Source organism: Marinomonas posidonica (genome assembly GCF_043643765.1).
Classification (GTDB): Bacteria; Pseudomonadota; Gammaproteobacteria; order Pseudomonadales; family Marinomonadaceae; genus Marinomonas; species Marinomonas posidonica_A.
On the sequence record NZ_JBHZSP010000001.1, the window covers coordinates 376,187 to 399,861 of the forward strand.

The 23,675-nt window shown below is 45.5% G+C and carries 26 protein-coding genes; 14 read left to right on the top strand and 12 right to left on the bottom strand.

The annotated features are described in order from the left end of the window. Position 1: 1 nt before the first annotated feature. The 4 genes from sucD (at position 2) to ACHUFM_RS01845 (ending at position 3,135) form a co-directional block, all read left to right on the top strand. Positions 2-874: a succinate--CoA ligase subunit alpha gene (gene sucD / locus ACHUFM_RS01830; RefSeq protein ID WP_113874892.1), complete on the top strand. Its 873-nt coding sequence runs from the start codon at positions 2-4 to the stop codon at positions 872-874. A gap of 82 nt (positions 875-956) precedes the next feature. Continuing rightward, on the top strand, positions 957-1,205 hold the full coding sequence (locus ACHUFM_RS01835; RefSeq protein WP_394178992.1) for a cysteine-rich CWC family protein: 249 nt from the start codon (positions 957-959) through the stop codon (positions 1,203-1,205). Between the two features lie 22 nt (positions 1,206-1,227). Further along, entirely contained in the window at positions 1,228-2,442 is a 1,215-nt protein-coding gene (gene lhgO, locus ACHUFM_RS01840; RefSeq protein WP_394178994.1) for an L-2-hydroxyglutarate oxidase, read from the top strand. A 117-nt stretch (positions 2,443-2,559) separates the two neighbouring features. Next, a complete protein-coding gene (locus ACHUFM_RS01845; protein WP_394178996.1) occupies positions 2,560-3,135 on the top strand; it encodes a hypothetical protein in 576 nt (191 codons plus the stop codon). Positions 3,136-3,175: 40 nt separating this feature from the next. On the opposite strand, the gene ACHUFM_RS01850 is transcribed toward ACHUFM_RS01845, so the two are convergent. The 5 genes from ACHUFM_RS01850 to ACHUFM_RS01870 all read right to left on the bottom strand — a co-directional run bounded on the left by ACHUFM_RS01850 (position 3,176) and on the right by ACHUFM_RS01870 (position 7,891). Next, the gene (locus ACHUFM_RS01850) at positions 3,176-3,613 is read right to left on the bottom strand and encodes a nucleoside-diphosphate sugar epimerase/dehydratase (protein WP_394178998.1); all 438 of its coding nucleotides are present in this window, start codon (positions 3,611-3,613) and stop codon (positions 3,176-3,178) included. Positions 3,614-3,677: 64 nt separating this feature from the next. Further along, positions 3,678-4,031: a DUF1428 domain-containing protein gene (locus ACHUFM_RS01855; protein WP_394179000.1), complete on the bottom strand. Its 354-nt coding sequence runs from the start codon at positions 4,029-4,031 to the stop codon at positions 3,678-3,680. Positions 4,032-4,184: 153 nt separating this feature from the next. Next, entirely contained in the window at positions 4,185-4,871 is a 687-nt protein-coding gene (locus ACHUFM_RS01860) for a response regulator (RefSeq protein ID WP_394179002.1), read from the bottom strand. Further along, positions 4,868-6,511 carry an ATP-binding protein gene (locus ACHUFM_RS01865; RefSeq protein WP_394179004.1) on the bottom strand — a complete coding sequence of 548 codons (1,644 nt, stop codon included), beginning with the start codon at positions 6,509-6,511 and terminating at the stop codon, positions 4,868-4,870. Before ACHUFM_RS01865 ends, ACHUFM_RS01860 begins: the two co-directional genes overlap by 4 nt. 96 nt (positions 6,512-6,607) lie before the next feature. Beyond that, the gene (locus ACHUFM_RS01870) at positions 6,608-7,891 is read right to left on the bottom strand and encodes a 2-hydroxycarboxylate transporter family protein (RefSeq protein ID WP_394179006.1); all 1,284 of its coding nucleotides are present in this window, start codon (positions 7,889-7,891) and stop codon (positions 6,608-6,610) included. 150 nt (positions 7,892-8,041) lie between these two features. Between ACHUFM_RS01870 and ACHUFM_RS01875 the strand changes: the two genes are divergently transcribed. The 3 genes from ACHUFM_RS01875 (at position 8,042) to ACHUFM_RS01885 (ending at position 9,684) form a co-directional block, all read left to right on the top strand. Further along, complete coding sequence (locus tag ACHUFM_RS01875) at positions 8,042-8,527, top strand: GNAT family N-acetyltransferase (protein WP_394179008.1); 486 nt, start codon at positions 8,042-8,044, stop codon at positions 8,525-8,527. Between the two features lie 35 nt (positions 8,528-8,562). Next, the gene (locus tag ACHUFM_RS01880) at positions 8,563-9,090 is read left to right on the top strand and encodes a DinB family protein (RefSeq protein WP_394179010.1); all 528 of its coding nucleotides are present in this window, start codon (positions 8,563-8,565) and stop codon (positions 9,088-9,090) included. Between the two features lie 117 nt (positions 9,091-9,207). Further along, on the top strand, positions 9,208-9,684 hold the full coding sequence (locus tag ACHUFM_RS01885; protein WP_394179012.1) for a hypothetical protein: 477 nt from the start codon (positions 9,208-9,210) through the stop codon (positions 9,682-9,684). Between the two features lie 46 nt (positions 9,685-9,730). Here the strand turns inward: ACHUFM_RS01885 and ykgO are convergent, their stop codons facing one another. Together ykgO and ACHUFM_RS01895 are read right to left on the bottom strand one after the other, a co-directional pair. After that, positions 9,731-9,874 (bottom strand): type B 50S ribosomal protein L36, encoded by a 144-nt coding sequence (gene ykgO / locus ACHUFM_RS01890; RefSeq protein ID WP_013795806.1) that lies wholly within the window; start codon positions 9,872-9,874, stop codon positions 9,731-9,733. Next, on the bottom strand, positions 9,875-10,138 hold the full coding sequence (locus ACHUFM_RS01895) for a type B 50S ribosomal protein L31 (RefSeq protein ID WP_394179014.1): 264 nt from the start codon (positions 10,136-10,138) through the stop codon (positions 9,875-9,877). 149 nt (positions 10,139-10,287) lie between these two features. Here ACHUFM_RS01895 and ACHUFM_RS01900 point away from each other — a divergent pair, with 149 nt between their 5' ends. Next, complete coding sequence (locus tag ACHUFM_RS01900) at positions 10,288-10,692, top strand: DUF1801 domain-containing protein (protein WP_394179016.1); 405 nt, start codon at positions 10,288-10,290, stop codon at positions 10,690-10,692. Between the two features lie 17 nt (positions 10,693-10,709). Here ACHUFM_RS01900 and ACHUFM_RS01905 read toward each other — a convergent pair whose 3' ends face one another. The 4 genes from ACHUFM_RS01905 to ACHUFM_RS01920 form a co-directional block, all read right to left on the bottom strand. Further along, positions 10,710-12,428, bottom strand: a complete 1,719-nt coding sequence (locus ACHUFM_RS01905) for a protein kinase domain-containing protein (RefSeq protein ID WP_394179018.1) — start codon at positions 12,426-12,428, stop codon at positions 10,710-10,712. A gap of 88 nt (positions 12,429-12,516) precedes the next feature. Continuing rightward, positions 12,517-13,329 carry a formate/nitrite transporter family protein gene (locus tag ACHUFM_RS01910; protein ID WP_394179020.1) on the bottom strand — a complete coding sequence of 271 codons (813 nt, stop codon included), beginning with the start codon at positions 13,327-13,329 and terminating at the stop codon, positions 12,517-12,519. A gap of 58 nt (positions 13,330-13,387) precedes the next feature. Then, positions 13,388-13,828 (bottom strand): cyanase, encoded by a 441-nt coding sequence (gene cynS / locus ACHUFM_RS01915; protein ID WP_394179022.1) that lies wholly within the window; start codon positions 13,826-13,828, stop codon positions 13,388-13,390. Positions 13,829-14,618: 790 nt separating this feature from the next. Next, complete coding sequence (locus ACHUFM_RS01920; RefSeq protein ID WP_394179024.1) at positions 14,619-15,269, bottom strand: LysE family translocator; 651 nt, start codon at positions 15,267-15,269, stop codon at positions 14,619-14,621. 81 nt (positions 15,270-15,350) lie between these two features. Here ACHUFM_RS01920 and ACHUFM_RS01925 point away from each other — a divergent pair, with 81 nt between their 5' ends. The 6 genes from ACHUFM_RS01925 to purU all read left to right on the top strand — a co-directional run bounded on the left by ACHUFM_RS01925 (position 15,351) and on the right by purU (position 22,750). Next, positions 15,351-16,250 (top strand): LysR substrate-binding domain-containing protein, encoded by a 900-nt coding sequence (locus tag ACHUFM_RS01925; protein WP_394179026.1) that lies wholly within the window; start codon positions 15,351-15,353, stop codon positions 16,248-16,250. 262 nt (positions 16,251-16,512) lie between these two features. Next, entirely contained in the window at positions 16,513-17,766 is a 1,254-nt protein-coding gene (locus tag ACHUFM_RS01930; RefSeq protein WP_394179028.1) for a sarcosine oxidase subunit beta family protein, read from the top strand. A 30-nt stretch (positions 17,767-17,796) separates the two neighbouring features. Continuing rightward, positions 17,797-18,081, top strand: a complete 285-nt coding sequence (locus ACHUFM_RS01935; RefSeq protein ID WP_394179030.1) for a sarcosine oxidase subunit delta — start codon at positions 17,797-17,799, stop codon at positions 18,079-18,081. 12 nt (positions 18,082-18,093) lie between these two features. Beyond that, entirely contained in the window at positions 18,094-21,111 is a 3,018-nt protein-coding gene (locus ACHUFM_RS01940; RefSeq protein ID WP_394179032.1) for a sarcosine oxidase subunit alpha, read from the top strand. Next, on the top strand, positions 21,104-21,769 hold the full coding sequence (locus tag ACHUFM_RS01945) for a sarcosine oxidase subunit gamma (RefSeq protein ID WP_394179034.1): 666 nt from the start codon (positions 21,104-21,106) through the stop codon (positions 21,767-21,769). Before ACHUFM_RS01940 ends, ACHUFM_RS01945 begins: the two co-directional genes overlap by 8 nt. A 114-nt stretch (positions 21,770-21,883) precedes the next feature. Then, complete coding sequence (gene purU, locus ACHUFM_RS01950; RefSeq protein ID WP_394179036.1) at positions 21,884-22,750, top strand: formyltetrahydrofolate deformylase; 867 nt, start codon at positions 21,884-21,886, stop codon at positions 22,748-22,750. Positions 22,751-22,850: 100 nt separating this feature from the next. On the opposite strand, the gene ACHUFM_RS01955 is transcribed toward purU, so the two are convergent. Beyond that, positions 22,851-23,471, bottom strand: coding sequence for a phosphoadenosine phosphosulfate reductase domain-containing protein (locus tag ACHUFM_RS01955; RefSeq protein ID WP_394179038.1), 621 nt, complete (start codon positions 23,469-23,471; stop codon positions 22,851-22,853). Positions 23,472-23,675 lie beyond the last annotated feature (204 nt).

Here is a 23,675-nt window from a genome sequence, read left to right on the forward strand (position 1 = left end):
AATGTCTGTCTTAATTAACAAAGATACGAAAGTCATCTGTCAGGGTTTCACTGGCGGTCAAGGTACGTTCCACTCTGAGCAAGCGATTGCTTACGGAACGAAAATGGTTGGTGGTGTAACACCTGGTAAAGGTGGTCAAACTCACCTAGGTCTTCCTGTGTTCAACACAGTGAAAGAAGCGGTTGAAGAAACTGGTGCAGAAGCATCTGTTATCTACGTTCCAGCGCCTTTCGTTAAAGACTCTATCCTAGAAGCCGCTAACGCTGGCATCAAGCTAATCGTTTGTATCACTGAAGGTGTACCAACACTGGATATGCTTGATTGTAAAGTGAAATGTGACGAGCTAGGTGTTCGCCTAATCGGCCCTAACTGCCCAGGTGTAATCACACCAGGTGAATGTAAGATCGGTATCATGCCAGGTCACATCCACTTGCCAGGTAAAGTAGGTATCGTATCTCGTTCTGGTACTTTGACTTACGAAGCGGTTAAGCAAACGACTGACGCTGGTTACGGTCAATCTACTTGTGTTGGTATCGGTGGTGATCCAATCCCAGGTACTAACTTCATCGACGTTCTAGAAATGTTCCAGAACGATCCACAAACCGAAGCCATCGTTATGATCGGTGAAATCGGTGGTACAGCGGAAGAAGAAGCGGCGGCTTACATTAAAGCAAACGTGACTAAGCCTGTTGTGTCTTACATTGCTGGTGTTACTGCGCCTGCTGGTAAGCGTATGGGTCACGCTGGTGCGATCATTTCTGGCGGTAAAGGTACTGCTGACGAGAAATTCGCAGCGCTACAAGACGCTGGTGTTAAAACCGTTCGCTCTCTAGCTGATATCGGTACTGCATTGAAAGAAATCACTGGCTGGTAAGCACTTGTTTAAGTGACTGCTAAGTCATCTTTGATGATAAAATCCCTGCCAATTGGCGGGGATTTTTTTTGGGGAAAAGAGCATGTCAGCGTGTCCATTTTGTCAAGGCGAAGCGAATTGTGGTCTTACTCAGTCTGCATCTTGTTGGTGCTTTTCTGCACCCATTCCAGAAAAAATGCTGGCCTTATTGCCCGTTGAAGCGCAAGGTGTCGCCTGTATCTGTAAAGCGTGTGTTCAAGCCTATCAGCAGCGGCCAGTTGCATTTCGAAAGCGTTATGACAGTATGGCGGGGACTGAGTCTCAGCATGGTAGTGACTCCAATACAAAATAACAAAACAAAGGGAGAGTGGAATATGTCACAAGAGTCTATTTACGATATTGCTGTTATCGGTGCTGGTATAGTGGGGTTATCGACCGCTTGGCAGTTGCAAAAGCGTTATCCTAAATACCGAATTCTGTTGATAGAGAAAGAAGCACAAGTCGGTTTGCACCAAACAGGTCACAACTCAGGTGTGATTCATGCTGGAGTCTATTATGCGCCGGGTTCGCTCAAGGCGGAGTTTTGTTATCGTGGCGCAAAAGACACCAAAGCCTTTTGTCGTGAGCACAATATTGAGTTCGAAGAGTGCGGTAAATTGCTGGTCGCCACGAATGAGGTGGAATACGAGCGAATGCAGGCGCTGTATAAGCGTTGTCGAGAAAATGGCTTAAAAGTTGAATTACTTGATCAGGAAGAGTTAAATCGTCGTGAGCCTAACGTAAAGGGAATTGCGGCTATCTATGTTGCTTCCACAGGCATAGTGAATTACCAACAAATCTGCCAAAAAATAGCGGAGCTCTTTGAGCACGCAGGTGGTGTTTTGATGTTGGAAAGTGAAGTAGTGGGTTTAAAAGAGCATGCAGATCATGTCGACATCAAGTTGAAAAATGCCCAAGTGCAAGCCAGTTTTTTAGTCAGTTGTGGTGGTCTAATGGCCGATCGATTGACCAAGATGCTGAAGATCCCAACGGACTTTCAAATCATCCCATTCCGTGGCGAGTATTACCAATTGCCGGCGCAGCACAATGACATTGTTAAACACCTTATTTACCCCATTCCTGATCCTGATTTGCCTTTCCTTGGTGTGCATCTGACGCGCATGATAGACGGTTCAGTAACGGTTGGGCCGAATGCCGTGCAAGGCTGGAAGCGGGAAGGGTATGGCCGTATTAACTTCAGTATTAAAGATGTGGCGGAGATGCTGACCTTTGCTGGTTTTTGGCGACTACTGAAAACCTATTGGAAAACCGGATTAATCGAAACCAAAAACTCTTGGTTCAAAGCCGGTTATTTACAACAGGTACGCAAATACTGCGACCTTGTTGAGTTGACGGATTTACAACCTTATCCGGCTGGGATTCGTGCACAAGCGGTTATGAAAGACGGATCATTAGTGCATGACTTTCTATTTGCCAACAGTGAGCGTACTTTGCATGTCTGTAATGCGCCTTCTCCTGCTGCCACCAGTGCTTTTCCAATTGGCCAATACATAGTTAATAAATTGGACGATCAGATCACCACCTTGTGATATTGAGTAAATGAAGACTTACAGAACGAAAGGATTGTGAAACAAATTTGCTAAGGTTTGCTGGGGCTTCTGAGTATAAGCTAGAGTATTCGAACTTGATTGAAAGGTGAGAATACTATGTTGTTTAACAAGTCCAAAAGAGACAACACCGCAATAGAAACACAAAACAAAGGCCGCTCTCAGTGCTTGAGAATGAATGAATCTGAAACCGTCGTTATGGCGAACAGGTTATTTTCCCAGCGACGTCACACCAAGGCCCTGTTTAGCAAAGGCATGATAACCCTGTTAGTGGCCTCTCAATTGGCAGCCTGCGGTACGATTATCTATCCTGAACGACGCGGTCAAAGTCATGGGGCAATTGATCCTGGCGTAGTAGCACTTAATGCTGTTGGTTTGATTTTATTTTTAGTACCTGGCGTGGTGGCATTTGGTGTGGATTTTGTTACCGGCTCGATTTACCTTCCAGGTGGTAAAACCGCCAGTCTTAGCCAAGACGAATTGAATCAATTGAAGCAAGGTGATAAAGCAGTAGATCCGGCTCAAGTGCGTGAATTACTGGCGCAACGAGAAGACATTACATTGCCAGAGCAGGCTTATACTAAGCGGTGGGACGCCGTCTCTATGACGTCAAAGCAATCCTTGCAATTGGCAATGTCGATGCCGTTAGAGCAGTTATCCTTGTTGACTCCGTAAGTGGTGAAGCCGACAGCAAGACATGCTTTAGACGGGAATCTTAATGTCTTGTCTGATAAATGAGGTTTTGCTGTTGAGTAAGGTCTTGATTCAAGGATAAGGTCAAGACGTCGACGCCAGTTTTATGGATGCCTTGCCATATATTATCGGCAATGATCAGTGATTCACCTTCGATTTGAATGATCAAATTCACTTGGTGTTTGACAACCAGTGCGGCGATCTCACTAGGAGAATAAACGGTTACCTGATGCACTTGAGTACGATTGTTCCACGGCTCATCATCAATGAAGGCGGTAATTTCAATGGGGGTTGAATGATGATGGTTGTTATCCAGCAAGGCCTTCGACAGTGAGAAGCACCGATAGTCTATGCCAATAAAAATGACTTTAATGGGCTGGCTTTTCGATTTAAAGAGCGGTTTAAACAGCGCTTTGCATCGCTTGATAAGAGGGTGAAGGCTAGGCAAGAGTTTCATCATGCCTGTTATCTTAATCAAGCCAACCTATAAAGCCAAGCTTGTTAGAGGCAGTCAGAGCTAGCCATCAGACGTCCAAAATAGTATTAAAGCCGCCATAAATAAGTCGCTTTCCATCAAATGGCATGGGATTGGCTTCGGGTGACATTCTAGGGTCTTCCATCATGGCTTCCCACCCTGCGTCTCTTACTTCTTTTGAAGGCCAAACAACCCAAGAAAAGACAATGGTTTCATCCTCCTTGGCTTTTACCGCAGAAGTAAACGAGGTGACTTCACCCTGTGGAATTTCATCTCCCCAATTCTCAACCAGTTTTAGTGCGCCATAATCTTTAAAAATGTTGGCCGACATCATGGCATGCGCTAGATATTCTTCTTTTGATGCAGTCGGTACAGCGGCAACAAATCCATCAACGTAAGACATAGTGTTCTCCTATTTAATGCCTGCCAGTTAGTTCTTGTTAGTGTGTCTAGGATGACTCGAGCCTAAACAGCCTGAGCTACTATTACATATTAGATGGTTTTAGTGGATTTGCGCATTAAGGATGACAAAGACGGGGCAGGTTAGGGAGGTGCATTAAATAATTTTGCTGTAACGCTGCTTGGGACGCCCACCTGTTTTGTAATCTAGGGTCATGGTGACCTGACCTTCGGCTTCGAGATATTCCAAATAGCGACGGGCTGTGATACGACTTAGACTGACCGCTTCACCAATATCATCCGCCGTGAAAGGTGTATTATCTATGTGTTTTAGGTGTTCGGTCAGCGTTTCTAATGTATTTTCATCAATGCCTTTTGGGGTCTTTCGATGACGATTGTCAGTCATAGATTGTTTACGAAACAAAGCATCGATATCTTGTTGGTCGATTTTTTCTTGTTTCGTGAGACGCTGTTTGAAATCGAGATAATCGTTTAAGGCCTGTTGAACACGCGACATGCGAATGGGTTTTACCAGATAGTCCATAACGCCGAGTTGAATGGCTTGTTCAATGGTTTTGCTTTCACGTTCCGCCGTGGTCATGATGAAGCTTGCATGAGGGAGTCGAGACTTGAGGCGCTGTACCAGTTGCAAGCCATTGCCGTCTGGCAAGCTGATGTCGACCATGACCAATTCAGGTTCAAAAACATTGGCTTTTAATTCGGCTTCTGCGAGGTTTTCGCAGGCGGCAACCACACTGAATGCTGTGTGCTGGTTGATGGTGTTTTCTAGAACATAGCTAGCACGTAGGTCATCTTCTACTATCATTACTGGGATGCTAGTCATCTTTTTAACGCCTGTTTGTCCAAATAAATACTAAAAACTGTGGTGTCTTCTTCACTGCGTTCCCAATCCAAACTACCTTGGTATTGGTCGACGATTTTCTTAACTAAATATAAGCCAATGCCATTTTGTTCTGTATTGTGCTTGCTGCTTACGCCAAAGTCTAATATTCGATTTTCCAACTCGGCTTCGACACCGGCACCTGAGTCTTCAACTTCTAGCATAATATGAGCATTACGATCACTAATATAGAGTTTGACGCTGGGTGATCTGTGCTGTCGATGATGCCAGGCCGCCAGAAAAGCATTGTCCAATAAATTGCCGACTAATGTGACCAAAGCTTCGTTCGTTTGAGGTGAATATTGTGCCAATTGGCAATCGCTGTCGATGACAAATTCGAGGTGTAAGTCTTTGGCTTTATTATGCTTTGCGAAGATCAATCCTGCCACCGAACTGTTCTCGATGGTTTTGATGATCTGTCTTAACATCGCTTGGTCGCCGTCGCTTTCTTGTTGTAAGTAATTAATGGCGTCATCGTAGCGCTCAGCTTGTAGCATGCCAGACAACACATTCAAACGGTTGGCGTATTCATGAGTTTTGGCTCTCAATAAATCAGCATAGTTCTGAGTGCTGGTCAATTCTTGTTCGAGGGATTTCTCATCGTGGTCTGGGTAAAACACAATCACATAGCCAAAATACCCTTTCTTACTCAGCAAAGGGTAGAGGGTGGCGATAAAGGCGAGTTTGCCCAGACTGAAACGTCTTTGTGTAATTTGACCTTGGGCCTCTAATACAAAGTGCGACAAGCTTTGCGATTGCTCATTGAGTGGTTTGTTAATGACGTCATTAGCGCTCATTACTTTCATGGTTAGCCATTCTATGGCGGTACTATTGATGGCGGTCACATTTTGCTCATGATCTACGGCAATGATGCCATCTCGAATGCTGTCGAGAATCAATTCTTGCTCTTTAAACTTTTGAACGATCTCCTCGGGTTCTAGCGACAAGAAGGTTCGCTTTATTTTTGCAATAAAGATAATGGCGATGACAACACCTAATACATAAAGAAACACCACTAACCACGCGGCTTCTTTTAGGTGTTGGTAGATCAGTTCGCTAGTGGTTTTTGAAAGATAACCAACGCTCACCGCACCAATGATCTGGTGATTCTTTATCACTGGCGTAAAGTTTCGAATGGCTTCGCCCAAAGAGCCTTTGGCCACATTGGTATAGCTTTTGCCTTGTTGCAAGGCGGGGTAAATATCATCGCCAATAAAGGGCTGACCAACGCGTTCAGGAATGGGGTGGCTCAAACGCAACGCGGCTTTATTCACCACCACAATAAAGGAAGCGTCGGTTTGTTGTCGTTTACTCTCGATGTAACTTTCTAGTGAAATGACTTGGCCTTGATTGCTCATGTGTAAGGCTTCGATGACCTTATCATCATGAGCCATCACCCGAGCTAGCTCCAAGCCTCTTTGACTAATGCTGTCGAGATAAGCGCTGCGAAGGACGTAACCAAAGACTAAGGTTGCGGCGACAATAATGAGCGTGATTGTGGTCACCGTTATTAATGCCAGATAGGACTTGAGTGTCATATTTGAAATACGCTTCAAAGAGGTAAAAGCGGAAGTATACAGCATGGGAAACGGGCGCTAAAGCAGGGTTGAATGTCGCAATGAGGAAATCAGAAGAGAGGCTGGAATCTCTCTTCTGATCGAGGATGATTTAATAAAAAATTAGGCGATGGCTTGCACCACCAAGGTGGCCAATATCAGCATGAAAGCACCACCAATACGAGAAGAAATCTGCGCAAATGGCATGAGTTCCATACGTTTACTGGCAGCTAATACGGCAACATCACCTGTGCCACCCATGTTGGCCATACAAAGACCACCTGTGATCGCTGCTTCGATCGGGTAGAAGCCCATTAACCAGCCAATCAAACCGGCACCAATAATAGCGCCTAATACGGTAATCAAGACCAGCAAGAAATAAAGTGGTGATAGCGCATTTAAAATCTGATTTAGATCTGTGTACGCGACACCAATGCCAACTAATAGGGCGGGTGTTAAATTACTGACGACGAATTTGTACCAAGAGTGTGCGGCGTTTTCTAAGGCTTTTGGCATGATGCCAGAGACTTTAATCAACGCAATGGAAATGATCATCAAAGCATAAGTATGCATACTAATAAAGCTAGACAATACCGTACCAACGAAGAACATGCTCACGGCTAAAAGGGCACCAACACCCAAGATAGTGACGTTTAATGAGCCAGTTTGTTGCTCTTCTTCAGTGATGGCTTTTTGGCCACGAATAAGCTGGCCGTTACCCGTTAAGCTAGGGGCGATCTGACCCAGTTTGTTCAATAGGCCAGCCATAACGATGGCAATGGCATTACCGATGGCAAGAGCCGGTACCATTTGAGACATTAAGGTTTCAGCGTTCATGCCTGTTTTGCCAGACATAATTTCTACGAGAGGAACCGCACCAGCGCCCATGCCGCCGCCCATAATGGGTAGCGCAATCAGCATGACCGAATCATAAAAGTCTTTGCTGACTAACATACCGACCGCACCAGTTAGGACACAGGCAAAGAAGGCCGAACCTAGGATGACAGGAATGTATTTTAGAGCGGCTTTTTTGAGGGTTTGAGTATCCATACCTAAGATGGAACCCGTGACCAAACTGGCAACGTAAAATGCCAAAAAGCCACCACTCTTCATAAAGGTTGTCACATTGTCGTCGGCACTAGAAGGGAAGAAGCCACTGTGAAATAGGTAGGCTGAGCCAAAAATGACCACGATGGCACCACCACCAAAAAATTGATTGATAATAGGGGTTCGGTCACCGACAAAGTTGAGGATGGCACCGACAACAACCATAATGCCTAATGCGCCAATCATGCCACCTGGCATTTTTCCTGCAAAGGTCGCTAAAAAGATAATAATGGCGGCAATGGCTAGAATCGCTTTGCTGATACGTTGGTCACGTACCGTCATGGTTTCGTTCATGATCATGTTTGACTCACTGTTTTTTTGTTTGTTTTTTTGAATGGGTCGCAGTCTACCAAGCTTCTTTCAGAGCGGAAGTTCTGGGGGCTTTAATGAAACTAAAGAAAGGTTTTGAAAGTTTTGTAACGCATTTAAGATCGATTTAAGGAGGAAATCATGATACGAGACGTCAGTCTAAATGACGCTAAGGCCATCACTGACATTTACAATCACTACATAGACCGTACTGTCGTGAGCTTTGAAGAAGTGATGATTGAGCCAGCGGAAATGACAAAACGGATTCAAGCGGTGAACGCCGCATCTTTGCCTTGGTTGGTGCTGGAAGAAAATGGCATTTTGCTAGGGTATGCCTATGCCACACAATGGAAGGCCAGATCCGCTTATCGATTTGTGGTGGAAGTGAGTGTCTATCTTGAGTCGACACAAGGAGGCAAAGGGCTTGGGACAAAGCTGTATGATGCGCTATTTATCAAGCTTAAGCAGATGGACCTGCAAGCGGCTATTGGTTGCATTACTCTACCAAACCCAGCCAGTGTGCACCTGCATGAAAAATTTGGCATGGAAAAAGTAGGGCATTTTGCCAAAGTCGGTCGGAAGTTTGGTGCTTGGCATGATGTGGGTTACTGGCAAGTCATGCTATAAGCTTTAATGAGCTAGCAAGATAAAGGAGAGGGAAAATGAAAGCGCACTTTACGTTACTGGCACAGTATAACCAGTGGATGAATGAACAAATTTATCATGCTGCCGCTCAGCTTAACGAGTCACAACTCAAGCAAGATAGAGGGGCTTTTTTTACCTCAATATTAGGCACCTTGAACCACAATGTGGTGGGCGACATCATCTGGTTGAAACGCTTTGCTAACCATCCTGAGGCCAAGCAGGTGCTGCAAGGTGTTCACGCTTTTCCGCAACCAACGGCATTGGATGAATTGCTCTTTACTGAGCGACACTCCTGCCAGCAAGCTCGCCAAAGGTTAGACGAACTCATTATCAACCTGATCGACGAGTTATCTGACGATGCATTAAATCGCCCACTGACCTACAGCAACATGAAAGGACAACAAGCGAGTAAAGCGTTTGGTTTATTGTTATTGCACTTTTTTAACCACCAAACCCACCACCGAGGGCAGTTAACCACCTTGCTTAGCCAAGAGGGGTTGGATACTGGCATAACCGATTTATTGGCATTAATTCCAAGTCATTAAATTCCTATAAACTCCAGACAAGATGATTAATACCCCCGATTTTAATTATTGTGAAAGCTTCAGCATGACTAGGTGTTCTTCGGAATACTCCCTTGTAAAATTAAGAGGACTTAACTCATGCCAAAAAACAGCGGAACTTATAATCAATTAGACACAAAAAGTGTACGTAATGATGTTACAAAAACAGTGACTTACTTAAAGAATAAATTGCCGTCGTTAGTGTCACACCCGTTAAATGTCATTTTTCTTGGAGAAGAGCACAGAAATCAAGTGGATGTTGGTGTGGTTCAACACGTATTGAGTCACCCCCCTGTGTTGCATGAAGGTGAAACACGAGTAATTTTTGAACGTGGTTTGGAATACCCGATTGCAAATGGAATGGATGAACGCGAAGAACGTATGGACCCAAGTTTAACTCATAAAGCACGAAGTAAACTGATTGCTGACATGATTCAAGACGCCTTTGATGAGCATGATAAGAACTTGGTGTATGTTGCCTGTGGTATGAATCATGCCGTGGAAATCTTTGATGCATTAAATAAAACCATGCTGACGAACTTTGGTTTTATCGTGAAACCTTCTTCAACCGACTAATCTGTTTAAATATGCCAGTGAGTCTTTTCACTGGCATATTCTGAGTTTATTTACGTTTCCCACCTTTGCCTTGCACGGCTTTAAATCTTGGGTTGTCTTTGCAGATCACAAAGACACGTCCGCGGCGTTTAACAACTTGGCAATTTGGGTGGCGCTTCTTAGCACTTTTCAACGAAGATAAAACCTGCATCTATTTGTTTCCTTTCAATTTACGATCGCCAAAACGGCGCTTAAAGTTATGCACACGGCCTTCCAATTGAGCAGAGCGCTGTTGACCTGTGTAAAAAGGGTGTGACGCCGAAGACACATCGATGGAATGATATGGATAGGTTTTACCGTCTTTCCAATCGATGGTCTGGCTTGTACTGATGGTCGAGCCGATCAAGAAATACGTATCAGCACTGGTATCGTGAAAGATCACGGTTCGATAATCTGGATGTATGTTTTTGCGCATGAGAGTTTCCTGATTAAGTTAGTATTGTTTTGTTATAATATAACACTGAGTATCTAATCAAGAACTATTCACATTAAGCTTGTGTGTTATAGTCAGGTGAGTTGTAAATAATGTGTTTAGTATGGACCCTCATTTATCAGGAGATTCCGATGCAATCAGACATTGAAAACACGTTTGACGCTTATCCAGCCGATGCTCGGCAGAGATTGTATGAGATCCGCAATTTGATTTTTGAGATAGCAGAGGAATTAAACCTTGGCACGATTACTGAGGAGTTAAAATGGGGAGAAGCCAGTTATAGCTCTAAAATTGGCAGTCCAATTCGAATCGATTGGAAAGCCAAACAGCCGAATCTGGTGTCTCTGTTTGTTCATTGCCAAACTCAGCTGATGGAAACCTATAAAGCGTTATACGCTGACCATCTCAACTTTGTTGGCAAGAGAGAAATTCAACTGCCATTATCAGAGCCTATGCCTTTGGTTGAATTGCGAGGCTGCATTGCCATGGCTCTGCAATATCATAAGTTGAAGCACCTTCCTTTATTAGGCGCTTAATCTCACCATAGTAGAAGCTATGATTGATTGTCTAATATCATATAAACAATCACCATGACCAATAGAAACGACATGCCTTGCCAGAATATGATGGGATTACGTTGTAAAATAGGACGTTGCGCTCGTTTTAAGAATGTTTGATTTGGGTGGTGTAAGTCATAAATGAATTCGGACACTTCGTCATAACGCTTGCTAGGGTCAATGTGTAAGGCTTTTTGCAACGCATCATCAAGCCAAACGGGAAGGTCAGATTGTTCTGTAATCAGACTACGATAGATTAATTTTCGTTGCGCCGATATGCTTCTCGCTTCAGTGATTTTACGGCTGTAAGGAAAACGATTGGCAGATAGCATTTGATAAGCAATGACCCCTAACGCATAGATATCAGAGCGTTCGGTGCCTGAGTGCCCTAGAAAGTACTCAGGAGCGGAGTAGCGTAGTGTGCCGCGAAGAACATTGGTGTCTAAGAGGTGACTGACGCCAGCGATTTGAGTGGAACCAAAATCGATAATTTTTATTCTATCGTGATCGTCAATCATGATGTTTGCAGGGCGAATATCTTGATGAATCATGGCTTTACGGTGAAAGGCTTGTACCCCGTTAGCTATCTGGCCAATGATGTGACGAACTTGCTCTAACGAAGGGGTTGGGTAGTCTCTCATCCACTGTTCGAGAGATTTGCCTTCAATGTATTCCATCAGTAGATAGAGGTAGCTTCGCCCTCGTGTTGTTTCTTTTATTTTAGCCACGTTGGGATGATCAATGCGCTTGGCAATCCACTCTTCTAGCATAAAGGTTTCACGGAAGGTTGTGTCATCTTGTAATTCCATAGAGGGCGTTTTCATCACCAATTTCTCGTGGTGCTCTAGGTCATAAACTAAAAAGACATGGCTGCGACTGCTGATCTGAATAGGGCGAAAAATTTCATAACCCTCAAATCGCATTCTTTCCCTTAATGGCGGAGGAAAAGGCAGCTCTCGAAGGCTAAAGTCATTGTCGTCTGTTTGATGGCTAGGAATCTGATCGATGCGCACTATCTGAATACTTAGGTTGTCTTGACTGCCGTTCTGCAATGCATGATTAATTAATTGTTCGGCAGCCTTGTCTAAGCTGTTTGCCGATGCAATCACCTGATGGAACTGATCGGCTTCAATATGTTCATAGACCCCATCTGTCGCCAAGATAAAGACATCGCCTACTGTGATAGACTGAGTTTGATAATCCAGTTCTAAAATTGGATTAATGCCCAAGGCACGAGATAAATAACGTTCCTGAGAAGACACCACATGGCGATGATCTGTTGTTAACTGTTCCAGTTTCTCGTCTCTTAATTGATAGATTCGACTGTCACCTAGGTGAAACAGATGGGCGTAATTTGAACGTAAAACGATGGCACTGAAGGTACACACATAACCTTTGTCTTTATTGAAACGGTCTGGTTTGTTTTGACTTTGTGCGTATAAGTTCGCATTGATCGATTTAATGACGTTTTCCGCCGACATTTTCACCGACCAAGTGTCGGATGTTTGGTAATAGTCTTCTAAGAATTGAGTAATGGCTGCTTTACTGGCGAGTTGGCTGACGTCACTGCTGCTAATGCCATCGGCAATGGCCAAAGCAATCCCTTTACTTTGCAGTCTAGATGTATGTGGAATCCAGTGGCCAAGTGCGTCTTGGTTCGTCGCTTTCATGCCTGCACACGTCACACTGCCTATGCTTACCACCAGAGGTTTCATACCCTTCCTCTTAGATCCCTTGAAAGCAAGTAAAGTAACCTGATACTCCGAAGACTTAACATCTTCGGAGTAGGTCGATTCAGCAAGATTATGCCAATTTGCGCGATGCTGATGTCCTTACATGAGTAATATACAAAGGCAACCCGACTAACAAAAGACCGCCTGCTAAATTGCCAAGTACCGTAGGGATTTCATTCCAAACAAGGTAATCAACAAAGGTGAACTCGCCACCCATAATCATCGAAAATGGGAATAAGAACATGTTGACGATTGAGTGTTCGAAGCCCATATAAAAAAACAGCATGACAGGCATCCACATGGCCGCCATTTTTGCCCCGGCAGACGTTGAAATCATGGCACCGACAACCCCCATAGAGACCATCCAATTACACAACATGCCACGAATGAAAATCGTGAACCAGCCAGACGCCCCATGAGACTGGTAGCCTAGTGTACGTGATTCGCCAATGGTACTGACCTTAGCGGCAATGGCACCACCATCTGTAGAATAGCCATAAGTTAAAATGAAGGACATCATAAAAGCGGTGGTTAACGCGCCAGCAAAGTTGCCGATAAACACCAGTCCCCAATTTCGTAATACCGCTCCTGGCGTTACCCCTGGTCGTTTATCAAGCATGGCTAAGGGAACCAGGGTAAATACCCCTGTCAATAAGTCGAACTTCATTAAGTACAGCATGATGAAACCAACAGGGAATAATAATGCCCCTACTAGCGGGCTACCGGTTTTTGTGGCAACGGTAATCGCAAATACTGCCGCGAGCCCTAAAATCGCCCCTGCCATAAAAGCACGAACGAGTGTATCTTTGGTCGACATGTAAGCTTTTTGTTCGCCGGCATCGACCATTTTGGTTACAAATTCACTGGGTTCTATATAAGCCATAATTCGTTTCTCCGTTTAAATATGGTTGTTAGATGTATGCGTTTAGCTTGATTCGAAATCACCAGGACGCATAAGGTAAGAACTTTCCGTTTAATGTCAGAACCACACGATCTCCTTTCGGATTTTCTTCTTTTTCAATGTCCATAGAGAAATCAATTGCGCTCATAATGCCGTCGCCAAATTTTTCCTGAATGACTTCCTTTAAGGTCGGACCATACACACCGACAATTTCATAGAGACGATAAATCAACGGATCCTGAGGGATGGCTTCTTGCCATGTTTTCGTTGGGTATTCCATTAATACTGATTTGGCTTCTTCGGGTAGGTTTAAAAAATCCACTAACTTATCGGCCACGTCTTCTGGGCAACTGTTCATGCCTAAACAGGCGGATGTTGTCCAAACAACACTTTTCCCGATAGCATGAGCAATGGCTTCCCAGCTTAAGCCTCTGGCTTTCTTGATCTCGAAAATGGCTTCTGTGACATCAATTTTTTTCATCTGCTTCCCTTTTCATTGATTTCAGCCTCCCGTTAAAGAGGACGATGATTAAGTAGGTGACGCGGCTCAAGTCCGTCTGATGGTTAAAAGAAATAACCCTTGTTTCGAGTAGCATTGATCTGGTTAATCAGACAACAGCAGGACACAAAACAGACCCAAGAGATGCGTTTTAAAAGAGGAAACTGATAAGGAGGAGGGCACGCCAACCCTTAACAGATTTCTTATAAAAGAACCTGACTGGGTGCTACTGATCGGACAGTAGCGGGCGACGTTGCCTTAGAATACCTTGACCGCCATTGGTCAACATACAGACTTGATACAGCTAATATCAAAGCAAAAGAAGTGCCAAATAAAAATAAAGGAACAGGATAGGAAAGGAGATTTAGTCGTTCAATAATATAGGCGCATGTTTAATAAGGTATTTTTAAATAAAAGCAAACAAATTTTCGTTTTTTAAATATAATAGAGGCTTTTCTTTTTGCCAGTTAATATTTTTTATTGACCATAAATGCACCAAGATATGACATGTTTTGTTTTATCTTTCCTAACGTATTTCAAAATAACTTTCGATTTCTTAGAAATGTTTTTCTTATCTTTATTGTTTAATACCTATTTCTAGGCTTTTTTAGAAAGTCTGAATGATCAATATTGAGAACGTAAGCTTTCCTAAAGGTCGTATTAACCTGATCCTTATAATACTGGCTGGTTTATATTTCAGTTACTTGTTTTACCAAAGCTTTATCGGCATCCATGCTCTGTGTCCTATGTTCAATGGGATGTACTCATCGGGTTAATGGCTCATCAATAATTTAATGCCAAGTCCCATTAATAACACGCCAGCCACTCGCTCGATCCAATCTTTGAAGAAAGCGCTTTTTTGTTGAACGTGAGCGGTTGTTAATAGCGTGGCTACTAATGCAAACCAGATGAAATGAACAAGAGCAATATACGCCCCGTAGCTCAATTCCATGAGTAAGGATGTCTCAGTCGAAATTACTTGGCTAAACAAAGAGACGATAAACAACATGGTCTTTGGGTTGAGGGCATTGCAAGCAAATCCTGACCAAAAAGCCGAGTGCGAATTTGATATTGTCTCTGCTTTTGAGTTAGGTGCTGAGGGTGAGCCTTGTTTGAAAAGACGGCTTTTAATATCTGGCCACAGAGCAGATATGCCAAGCCAGATTAGATACATGGCGCCAAGCCAGCGTAGCAACTTCAATACCCAAAGGTTATTCGCAAAAACAATGCCAAGCCCTAGTAAGGTATAGGCAATGTGGACACTGATCGCCATACCGATTCCCAGCGCGCATAGAACGCCTGCGCGTCTTCCTTTTAGCAGAGAGAGTTTTGATACCATGGCAAAGTCGGGTCCAGGGCTGATGACCGCCAATAGGGTAATCACCATGACGGAATACAGTTCAAAATGATTCATAGAAGACATGCTATTTTTCTCGTTTGTGTGAATAATAGGATTATGAAAGACTGGTCTGATCAATAAAATCGAAAAATAATGGTGAATATTGTGAGTAAAAATCACAGATACGGTCGCTTGCCACCCTTGAATGCTCTGCTGGCTTTTGAAGCGGCGGCACGATTACAGAGCTTTACTAAAGCCGCGGAAGAGTTGCATCTTACGCATGGTGCAATCAGTCGTGCTGTGGCGCAAATAGAGGAACGCATTGGCGTGGCATTATTTAAGCGCCAGAACCGCAGAGTTTATTTAACCCTAGCAGGTCAGCGTTTGTTGAAAACCAGTCGTCAAACCTTAGATGCACTAACAGAAACAGTAGAAGAGATTCATCGTCACGATATTGATTCCCCTTTTTTAGTGGTGTCTTGTGAGCCCAGTTTGGCGATGCGTTGGCTAATGCCGCGATTGGGACAATTTAAAACCCTTTGCCCAGAAATACACATAGATCTGCGTATGTCAGGTGGGCCAATTGATTTATTAGAATCGGGCTGTGATCTTGCCATTCGACGCTTGGATTTTAGCGTCAAAGGTGATTATCAGATCACTAAATTGTGCGCCGAGTTTGCTGGGCCTGTGTGCAGTAAAAGCTATTGGTTTGAGCAGATTCAGCAAGACCTTAATCAAGCGGATTGGCTGCACAGCAGAACACGCCCTCAAGCATGGTATGACTGGCTGTCGACGCAAAAGGATTACACTTCTTGGCAGGCACGCAATGAACAATATTATGATCACTTCTTTTATACCCTGCAGGCAGCACAAGACCATCTTGGTATGGCGATTGGTTCGACGCCTTTAGTATCGGACGACTTGAAAGCACAGCGGCTGATTAGCCCGATGGGATTGCAACCAACAGGCTATGAATACGCTGTATTAACCCTTCATTCACTGGCTCAAGATCAAAGGGTTACGCTTTTTACTGATTGGTTAATGGGGTCCATGAGTTCTGACTGATCATTCATATTCGTCACCATATTCCTGCAGAATATTTCCTATCTACTTGGTTCAAATTACGACTGGCTTTTAGGTGTGTCGTAATTTGTCATGCCTCGGACGCTTCCAAGCATAAGAATCCCCTTCTTTGATTCTATTATCAGGTCGAATCCTAGGCGCTATTTTGTCTGCGGTAGGCCAAGGCCTGATCAGAACAGTGATAGCCCCATTATTTTGTACCACCCATGACAGTGTTTTACTGTTTTTGTAAGGAGCGGATTTGATGCAGCATTATTCAGGCTTTGGGTTGTTAAAGCACAGCTTGACTCATCATGAGAACTGGCAGCGGGTGTGGCGTAATCCAACCCCGAAAAAGAAATACGATGTCATCATAGTGGGTGGTGGCGGTCACGGTTTGGCGACGGCGTATTACCTTGCCAAAGAGTTTGGTGTGACCAATGTCGCTGTGATTGAAAAAGGCTTTTTAGGCGGTGGTAACACTGCACGTAATACCACGATTGTTCGTTCAAATTATCTCTGGGACGAAGCCGCGCATTTGTATGAACACGCAATGCAATTATGGGAAGGTTTGTCGCAAGAACTCAACTATAACGTCATGTTTTCACAGCGTGGTTGTTTGAATTTAGGTCATACCTTACAGGACATGCGCGACATTGAACGTCGTGTTAACGCCAACCGTCTAAATGGTATTGACGGTGAAGTATTGGATGCCAAACAAGTTCAAGAAATCGTTCCAGTATTAGATTGTTCTGAAAATGCGCGTTATCCCGTCATGGGCGCGTCATGGCAACCACGTGCGGGTGTGGCCCGTCACGATGCGGTGGCATGGGGTTATGCGCGTGGTGCGGATGCCCATGGTGTGGACTTGATCCAACAAACCGAAGTGGAAGACTTGATTGTGGAAGATGGCACAGTGGTGGGTGTGAAGACGGCTCGTTACGGTGAGATTCGCGCGGATCGCGTGGGTTGTGTGGTGGCGGGTAACTCCAGTGTGTTGGCGAACATGGCGGGATTCAAACTACCGTTAGAATCGCATCCGTTGCAAGCCTTGGTGTCTGAGCCCATTAAGCCAATTTTGGATACTGTGGTCATGTCAAACCATGTACACGGTTACGCCAGTCAATCTGATAAAGGCGACTTGGTCATCGGCGCGGGTATCGATGGCTATAACGGTTATGGTCAACGGGGTTCTTTCCCCACCATTGAACACACTATTCAAGCCATAGTGGAAATGTTCCCTGTGTTCAGTCGCGTGCGCATGAACCGTCAATGGGGCGGTATTGTGGACACCTGTCCAGATGCTTGTCCGATTATCAGTGAAACACCGGTAAAAAATCTGTTCTTTAACTGTGGCTGGGGAACGGGCGGCTTTAAAGCGACACCCGGTTCAGGTCATGTGTTTGCGGCGTCGCTAGCGAAAGGGGAAATGCACGAGCTAGCCAAGCCTTTTTCTATGTTTCGTTTTCATAATGGCGCGCTGGTGGATGAACACGGTGCCGCCGGTGTGGCGCATTAATTGGGCTAAGACAGAGTTTGGAGAAAGAGTATGTTCCATATTTTTTGCCCACATTGTGGTGAATATCGTGAAGAAGAAGAGTTTCACGCCAAAGGCGAAGCGCATATTGCTCGTCCATTAGATCCAGATGCTTGCAGCGATGAAGAGTGGGGTGAGTTTTTGTATTTCCGTAAAAACCCCCGGGGCATTCATCATGAGCTTTGGGTACATGCAGCAGGTTGTCGCAAGTTTTTTAATGTCACGCGCAACACGCAAACTTATGAAATTTTAGAAGTGTACAAGCTTGGCGAAACGCCATCGGTTGTGGCTGAGTAGAGGAGCCTGGTGATGTCTCAGAAAAATCGTCTTCAAGAGGGCGGCCGCATTGATCGCAGCAAACCATTAACCTTCACATTTAATGGTGAATCTTACCAAGGTTACGTTGGCGATAGCTTGGCGTCGGCCTTAATTGCCAATGGCGTGGACGTCATTGGCCGCAGTTTTAAATACAGTCGTCCTCGTGGTTTTGTGGCGGCTGGGGCAGAAGAGCCTAATGCGGTAGTTCAGCTAGGGGCAACCGAAGCCACGCAAATTCCTAATGTGCGCGCTACTCAGCAATCCCTGTATCAAGGCTTAGTGGCGGCCTCAACCAACGGTTGGCCAAGTGTTGAGACGGATTTCATGGGTTTGGTGGGCAAAATTGGCGGGAAAATGATGCCGCCAGGGTTTTACTACAAAACCTTTATGTTCCCGCAATCCATGTGGCCAACCTACGAATCCTATATTCGTAAAGCCGCAGGTTTAGGACGTGCTTCGAAAGAAAAAGACGTTGATATCTACGACAAGATGAACCAACACACGGATGTTTTGGTAGTAGGCGCTGGCCCTGCGGGGTTAATGGCGGCGTTAAGCGCAGCTCGCGGTGGTGCGCGTGTCATCCTTGCGGATGAGCAAAGCGAATTTGGCGGTAGCTTATTGAGCAGCAAAGAAACCATTGATGGTAAACCGGCAATGGATTGGGTCGCTGAGGTTGTTGCAGACTTGAGCCAGTTTGACGATGTCATGATGTTGCCAAACTCACAGGTAAACGGTTACCACGATCACAACTTTTTAACCATTCATCAGCATTGTACAGACCAATTTGCCGATCGTGCGCCAAACGGTGCGGTGGCGCAGCGTCTGCATCGTGTGCGTGCGAAATGGGTGGTGTTGGCCACAGGCGCACACGAACGTCCGTTGGTGTTTGGTAATAACGATGTGCCAGGTTGTATGCAGGCCAGTGCGGTGTCAACTTACATCAATCGTTTTGGTGTGGTACCGGGCAAAGAATTGGTGCTCATGACTGCAAACGACGGCGCTTACCAAACCGCCATAGATTGGCACGATGCAGGTCGTCAGGTGGTGGCCATTGTCGATGCCCGTAAAAACCCACAAGGCAGTTTGATTGATGCGGCCCGTGAACGTGGCATCAGCATCATGGTTGGCTCAGGGGTGATTGAAGTACAAGGTTCCAAGCGGGTCACAGGCGTATCTGTCGCGCCCTTGAATGAAGCCGGTGATGCAGTTACGGGCGCTATTGCTAAGTTGAAAGCGGATACGGTTGCCAGCTCTGGTGGCTGGAGTCCGGTCATTCACCTGTCTTGCCATACGGGCGCGCGTCCTGTGTGGGACGACGAAGTGATCGGCTTCTTGCCAGGCCCAACGGTTCAAAAACAACTCACAGCCGGTGCCATTAACGGTGCTTTCACCACGCAAGCGGTGTTATCGCAGGGGTTACAAGCGGGGGCAGATGCCTTAGCGCACCTAGGATTAGCAGCCACCGACATGAGTCTGCCAACAGCAGAAGAAGGCATTCAGGGTAAAGCCATGGCCTTGTTCCACATTCCACACAATAAACCGACTTCCAAAGCGCCTAAACAGTTTGTGGATTATCAAAACGACGTGACGGCGGCCGGCATTGAATTGGCTTGCCGTGAAGGTTTCGAATCCATCGAACATGTAAAACGCTATACTGCCATGGGCTTTGGTACGGACCAAGGCAAGTTGGGCAACATTAACGGCATGGCAATTGCTGCCAAGGCCTTGCAAAAAAGCATTCCAGAAACCGGCACAACCATTTTCCGTCCTAACTATACACCAGTGACTTTTGGGGCCATTGCCGGCCGTGATTGTGGTGAATTGTTTGACCCTAAACGTTTCACAGCGATGCATGCGTGGCATGTGGAACGTGGGGCGAAGTTTGAGGATGTGGGGCAATGGAAGCGTCCTTGGTACTTCCCGAAAGGCAATGAAACCATGCAACAAGCGTTGAATCGCGAGTGTTTAGCAACGCGAGAATCCGTGGGCATTTTGGACGCTTCGACGCTGGGTAAAATCGATATTCAAGGTAAGGATGCCCGTGAATTCCTTGGTCGTGTGTACACCAATGCGTGGGCGAAATTGGCGGTCGGCAAATGTCGTTATGGCTTGATGTGTGGTGAAGATGGCATGGTGTTTGATGACGGGGTGACTTCTTGCCTAGGCGAAAACCACTTCCTCATGACCACCACCACAGGTGGCGCGGCTCATGTTTTGGAATGGTTGGAGTTGTATCACCAAACCGAATGGCCAGAAATGGAAGTCTACTTCACCTCGGTAACCGATCATTGGTCCACCATGACCATTTCCGGCCCGAACAGCCGTAAGTTGTTGGAAAAACTGACGGATGACGATGTTTCCAAAGACCACTTTGCTTACATGGACTGGAAGCAAATCACAGTGGCGGGCGTGCCTGCTCGTGTGTTCCGTATCTCATTCACGGGTGAATTATCGTTCGAGATCAACGTGCAAGCCAACTTCGGTATGCATGTGTGGAAAGCCCTGTTTGAAGCGGGTGAAGAATTTAATCTGACGCCATATGGCACAGAAACCATGCACATTTTGCGTGCTGAGAAAGGCTTTATCATTGCCGGTCAAGATACCGATGGTTCAGTGCATCCATTTGATTTGGGCATGCCGTGGGCGGTGGCTATGAAGAAGCCTTTCAGCTTCATTGGTAAACGTGGTATGCAGCGCGAAGATTGTGTTCGTGCCGATCGTAAACAGCTGGTGGGTTTAAAAACCGTCGATCCGACCATCGTACTGCCAGAAGGGGCGCAAGGTGTGTTTGACCCTAAAGCGCCAATTCCAATGCCAATGGTCGGGCATGTGACGTCCAGTTACTGGAGTGCCTGCTTAGGTCGTTCGATTGCCATGGGCTTTGTCAAAGGTGGTCACGATAAAATCGGCGAAAAAGTCTTTTACCCATTGGCGGATGGCCGAGTGGTGGAAGCGGAAATTTGCCAACCTATTTTCTTAGATCCAAAAGGGGAGCACCAGCATGTCTGATGTTAATAACGAAGCGCTTGAGCAAGCGCCTATCAAGTTGGTGATGAACCAATTACCCGCTGCCGATGTGCCATTTGAAAGCCCTTTGCATCATGTTGAATTGGCGAAAATTGCTGAGCATGGCGAATTCCAAGGTGGTGTGGTGTTTCGTGAATTGTCATTGGGTCTGCTGACCTTGCGTTGCCGCCCTGATGTAGAACAAGCCGCCAACATAGAAAGCATTTTAGGTCTGGCTTTGCCAACCGTGCCGCTCACTTCGGTCAGCTCGGCCGATGGTGAACTGACTATTTTGTGGATTTCCCCGGATGAGTGGTTATTGCAAGTACCGCAAGACAAAGCCTTTGAGCTGGAAGCACGCTTTTTTGCTGAGGTCAGCGGCCATGTTTCGTTAGTGAACGTGAGCGGCGGCAATACGGTGTTTGAATTGTCTGGTGATGAGGTGGTGAACGTTCTGAAAAAATCAACACCAATTGATTTCCATGACAGTGAATTTCCCGTTGGTAAAGTCGTTTCCAGTGTGTTTGCGAAAAGTGGCGCGACTATTTTTCGTACTGCTGAGCAAAGCTATCAATTAATCGTAAGACGCAGCTTTGCCGATTACCTCTGGTTATGGCTACAAGATGCCAGCAAAGAGTACGGCTTAACGGTCAAGTGTTAAGGACGTATCTGACGGCCTTTTAATCCCTTCAAAACACCTAATGGTGTAGCGATGTGCTTTTTGGACTGCCCTCTGAAAAGCGCATCGCTTTACCCAATTTAAAGAGACGTTGCGATGAAAACAAAAGTAGCCCCTTGGATTTTTACCGCCAGCTGCCCAAGTATTTTAGGCACGGTGGACGTGGTGACACGCTACATGGCGGAAGCAGGAAACTACATCGATGAAATTCATTCCTTTGATGATAGAGAGTCGGGTCGCTTTTTTATTCGTATTGAATTCCTGCCTCAAAAAGACAACTTCAGTGAACAAACTTTTGCTGAAGAATTCGCTCAACGTGCGGCTGAATTTAATATGGATTGGGCGTTAACGGCGCCGCATCACAAACCCAAAGTGGCGATTATGGTGTCAAAGTATGATCATTGTTTGAATGACTTGCTGTATCGTTTTCGTACTGGTCAGTTGAACATAGATGTGACGGTGATTATTTCCAATCACCCAGATTTGGAAGACTTGGCCAAATGGCATGGCATTCCGTATTACCACTTGCCAATCACTGCTGATACCAAGCTTGAGCAAGAAGCACAGGTACGAGAATTAATTGAGCAATATGATACCGAATTAGTTGTCTTAGCGCGCTACATGCAAGTGCTTTCCCCTAGCATGTGTGAATACCTAGACGGTCGTGCGATCAATATTCACCACTCGTTATTGCCAGGTTTCAAAGGCGCTCGCCCTTATCACCAAGCCTGGGAGAAGGGGGTGAAAATGGTCGGTGCCACGGCGCACTATGTGAACAATGACTTGGACGAAGGGCCGATCATTTCCCAAGGCATCCAAACCGTTAACCATGCTCATTATCCAGAAGATCTCGTCGCTAAAGGCCAAGACATTGAACGAGTGACCTTGTTCCATGCGGTGAAATGCCATGTGGAAAAACGCGTCTTCTTGAACGACAAACGCACGGTTGTATTAGGCGGTTAAAGTTACGTGTTGTTTGTTTCGGGACGGGTCAAAGAAAAGCAGAAAAGGGAAGCATCAAGCTTCCCTTTTTTATTGGCTTTTTCTATAGGGGTTCGACCGCTTACAGTTTCGTGTGCAAACCACATTCACGACCCGCTTGTGCTTTGGTCGGATCAAAGTAGTGATCAGGCGTTGGTAAGTCGTGCTCGGCAAGATACGCTTGCATGTCCGCTTCTTTCCAATGCAATACAGGCGCCACCTTGATCACGCCATTTGGGCCCATTTCCACCACCTTCATGTCTTTGCGGAACTCGGTTTGTTCGGCGCGAACCGCCGTGAGCCAGATGTCTGGAGCTTGTTCTGCCATGGCACGACGGAACGGCTCCAATTTGAATTGCTCAGTAAACTCAACATGGGCTTCGTCATCGACACTAGGAATACCACCTAATGCCGCATCACGACGTGCTGCACTAACTTTTGGTGTGTACACTTCTAAGTTCAGTTCTAATTTACCTATGATGTCTTCCGCGACCTTATAAGTATCACGCACATTGTAGCCAGAATCGATCCAGATAACCGGAATGTCCGCTTTCACTTGCTTTGCCATGTGCAAAATAACCGCTTCGTGAGGGCCAAAGTTGGTAGTCACAATCGGTTTTTGCGCGTTTTTAATTGCCCATTCAATGATGGCTTGTGGTGTCGCGCCTTCGAGTTCGGCATTGGCTTTGTCTAAATCAATCACAATTCTGCTCCTAAAATGAATGCATGCATACTAAAAGTTTGTATGGGCAAACACAAACCACAAAAGGGCTAAAGATCAAAAATCCCAAGACGGAATTGGCATAAGAAAATTCGAATAGCTTTTAAAAAAACAGACTAGATAATGCGCTCGATCAATAAATCCCCCTCAGCAGTTTTTATAGGTGGGGGAGTTGGGTATACTAAT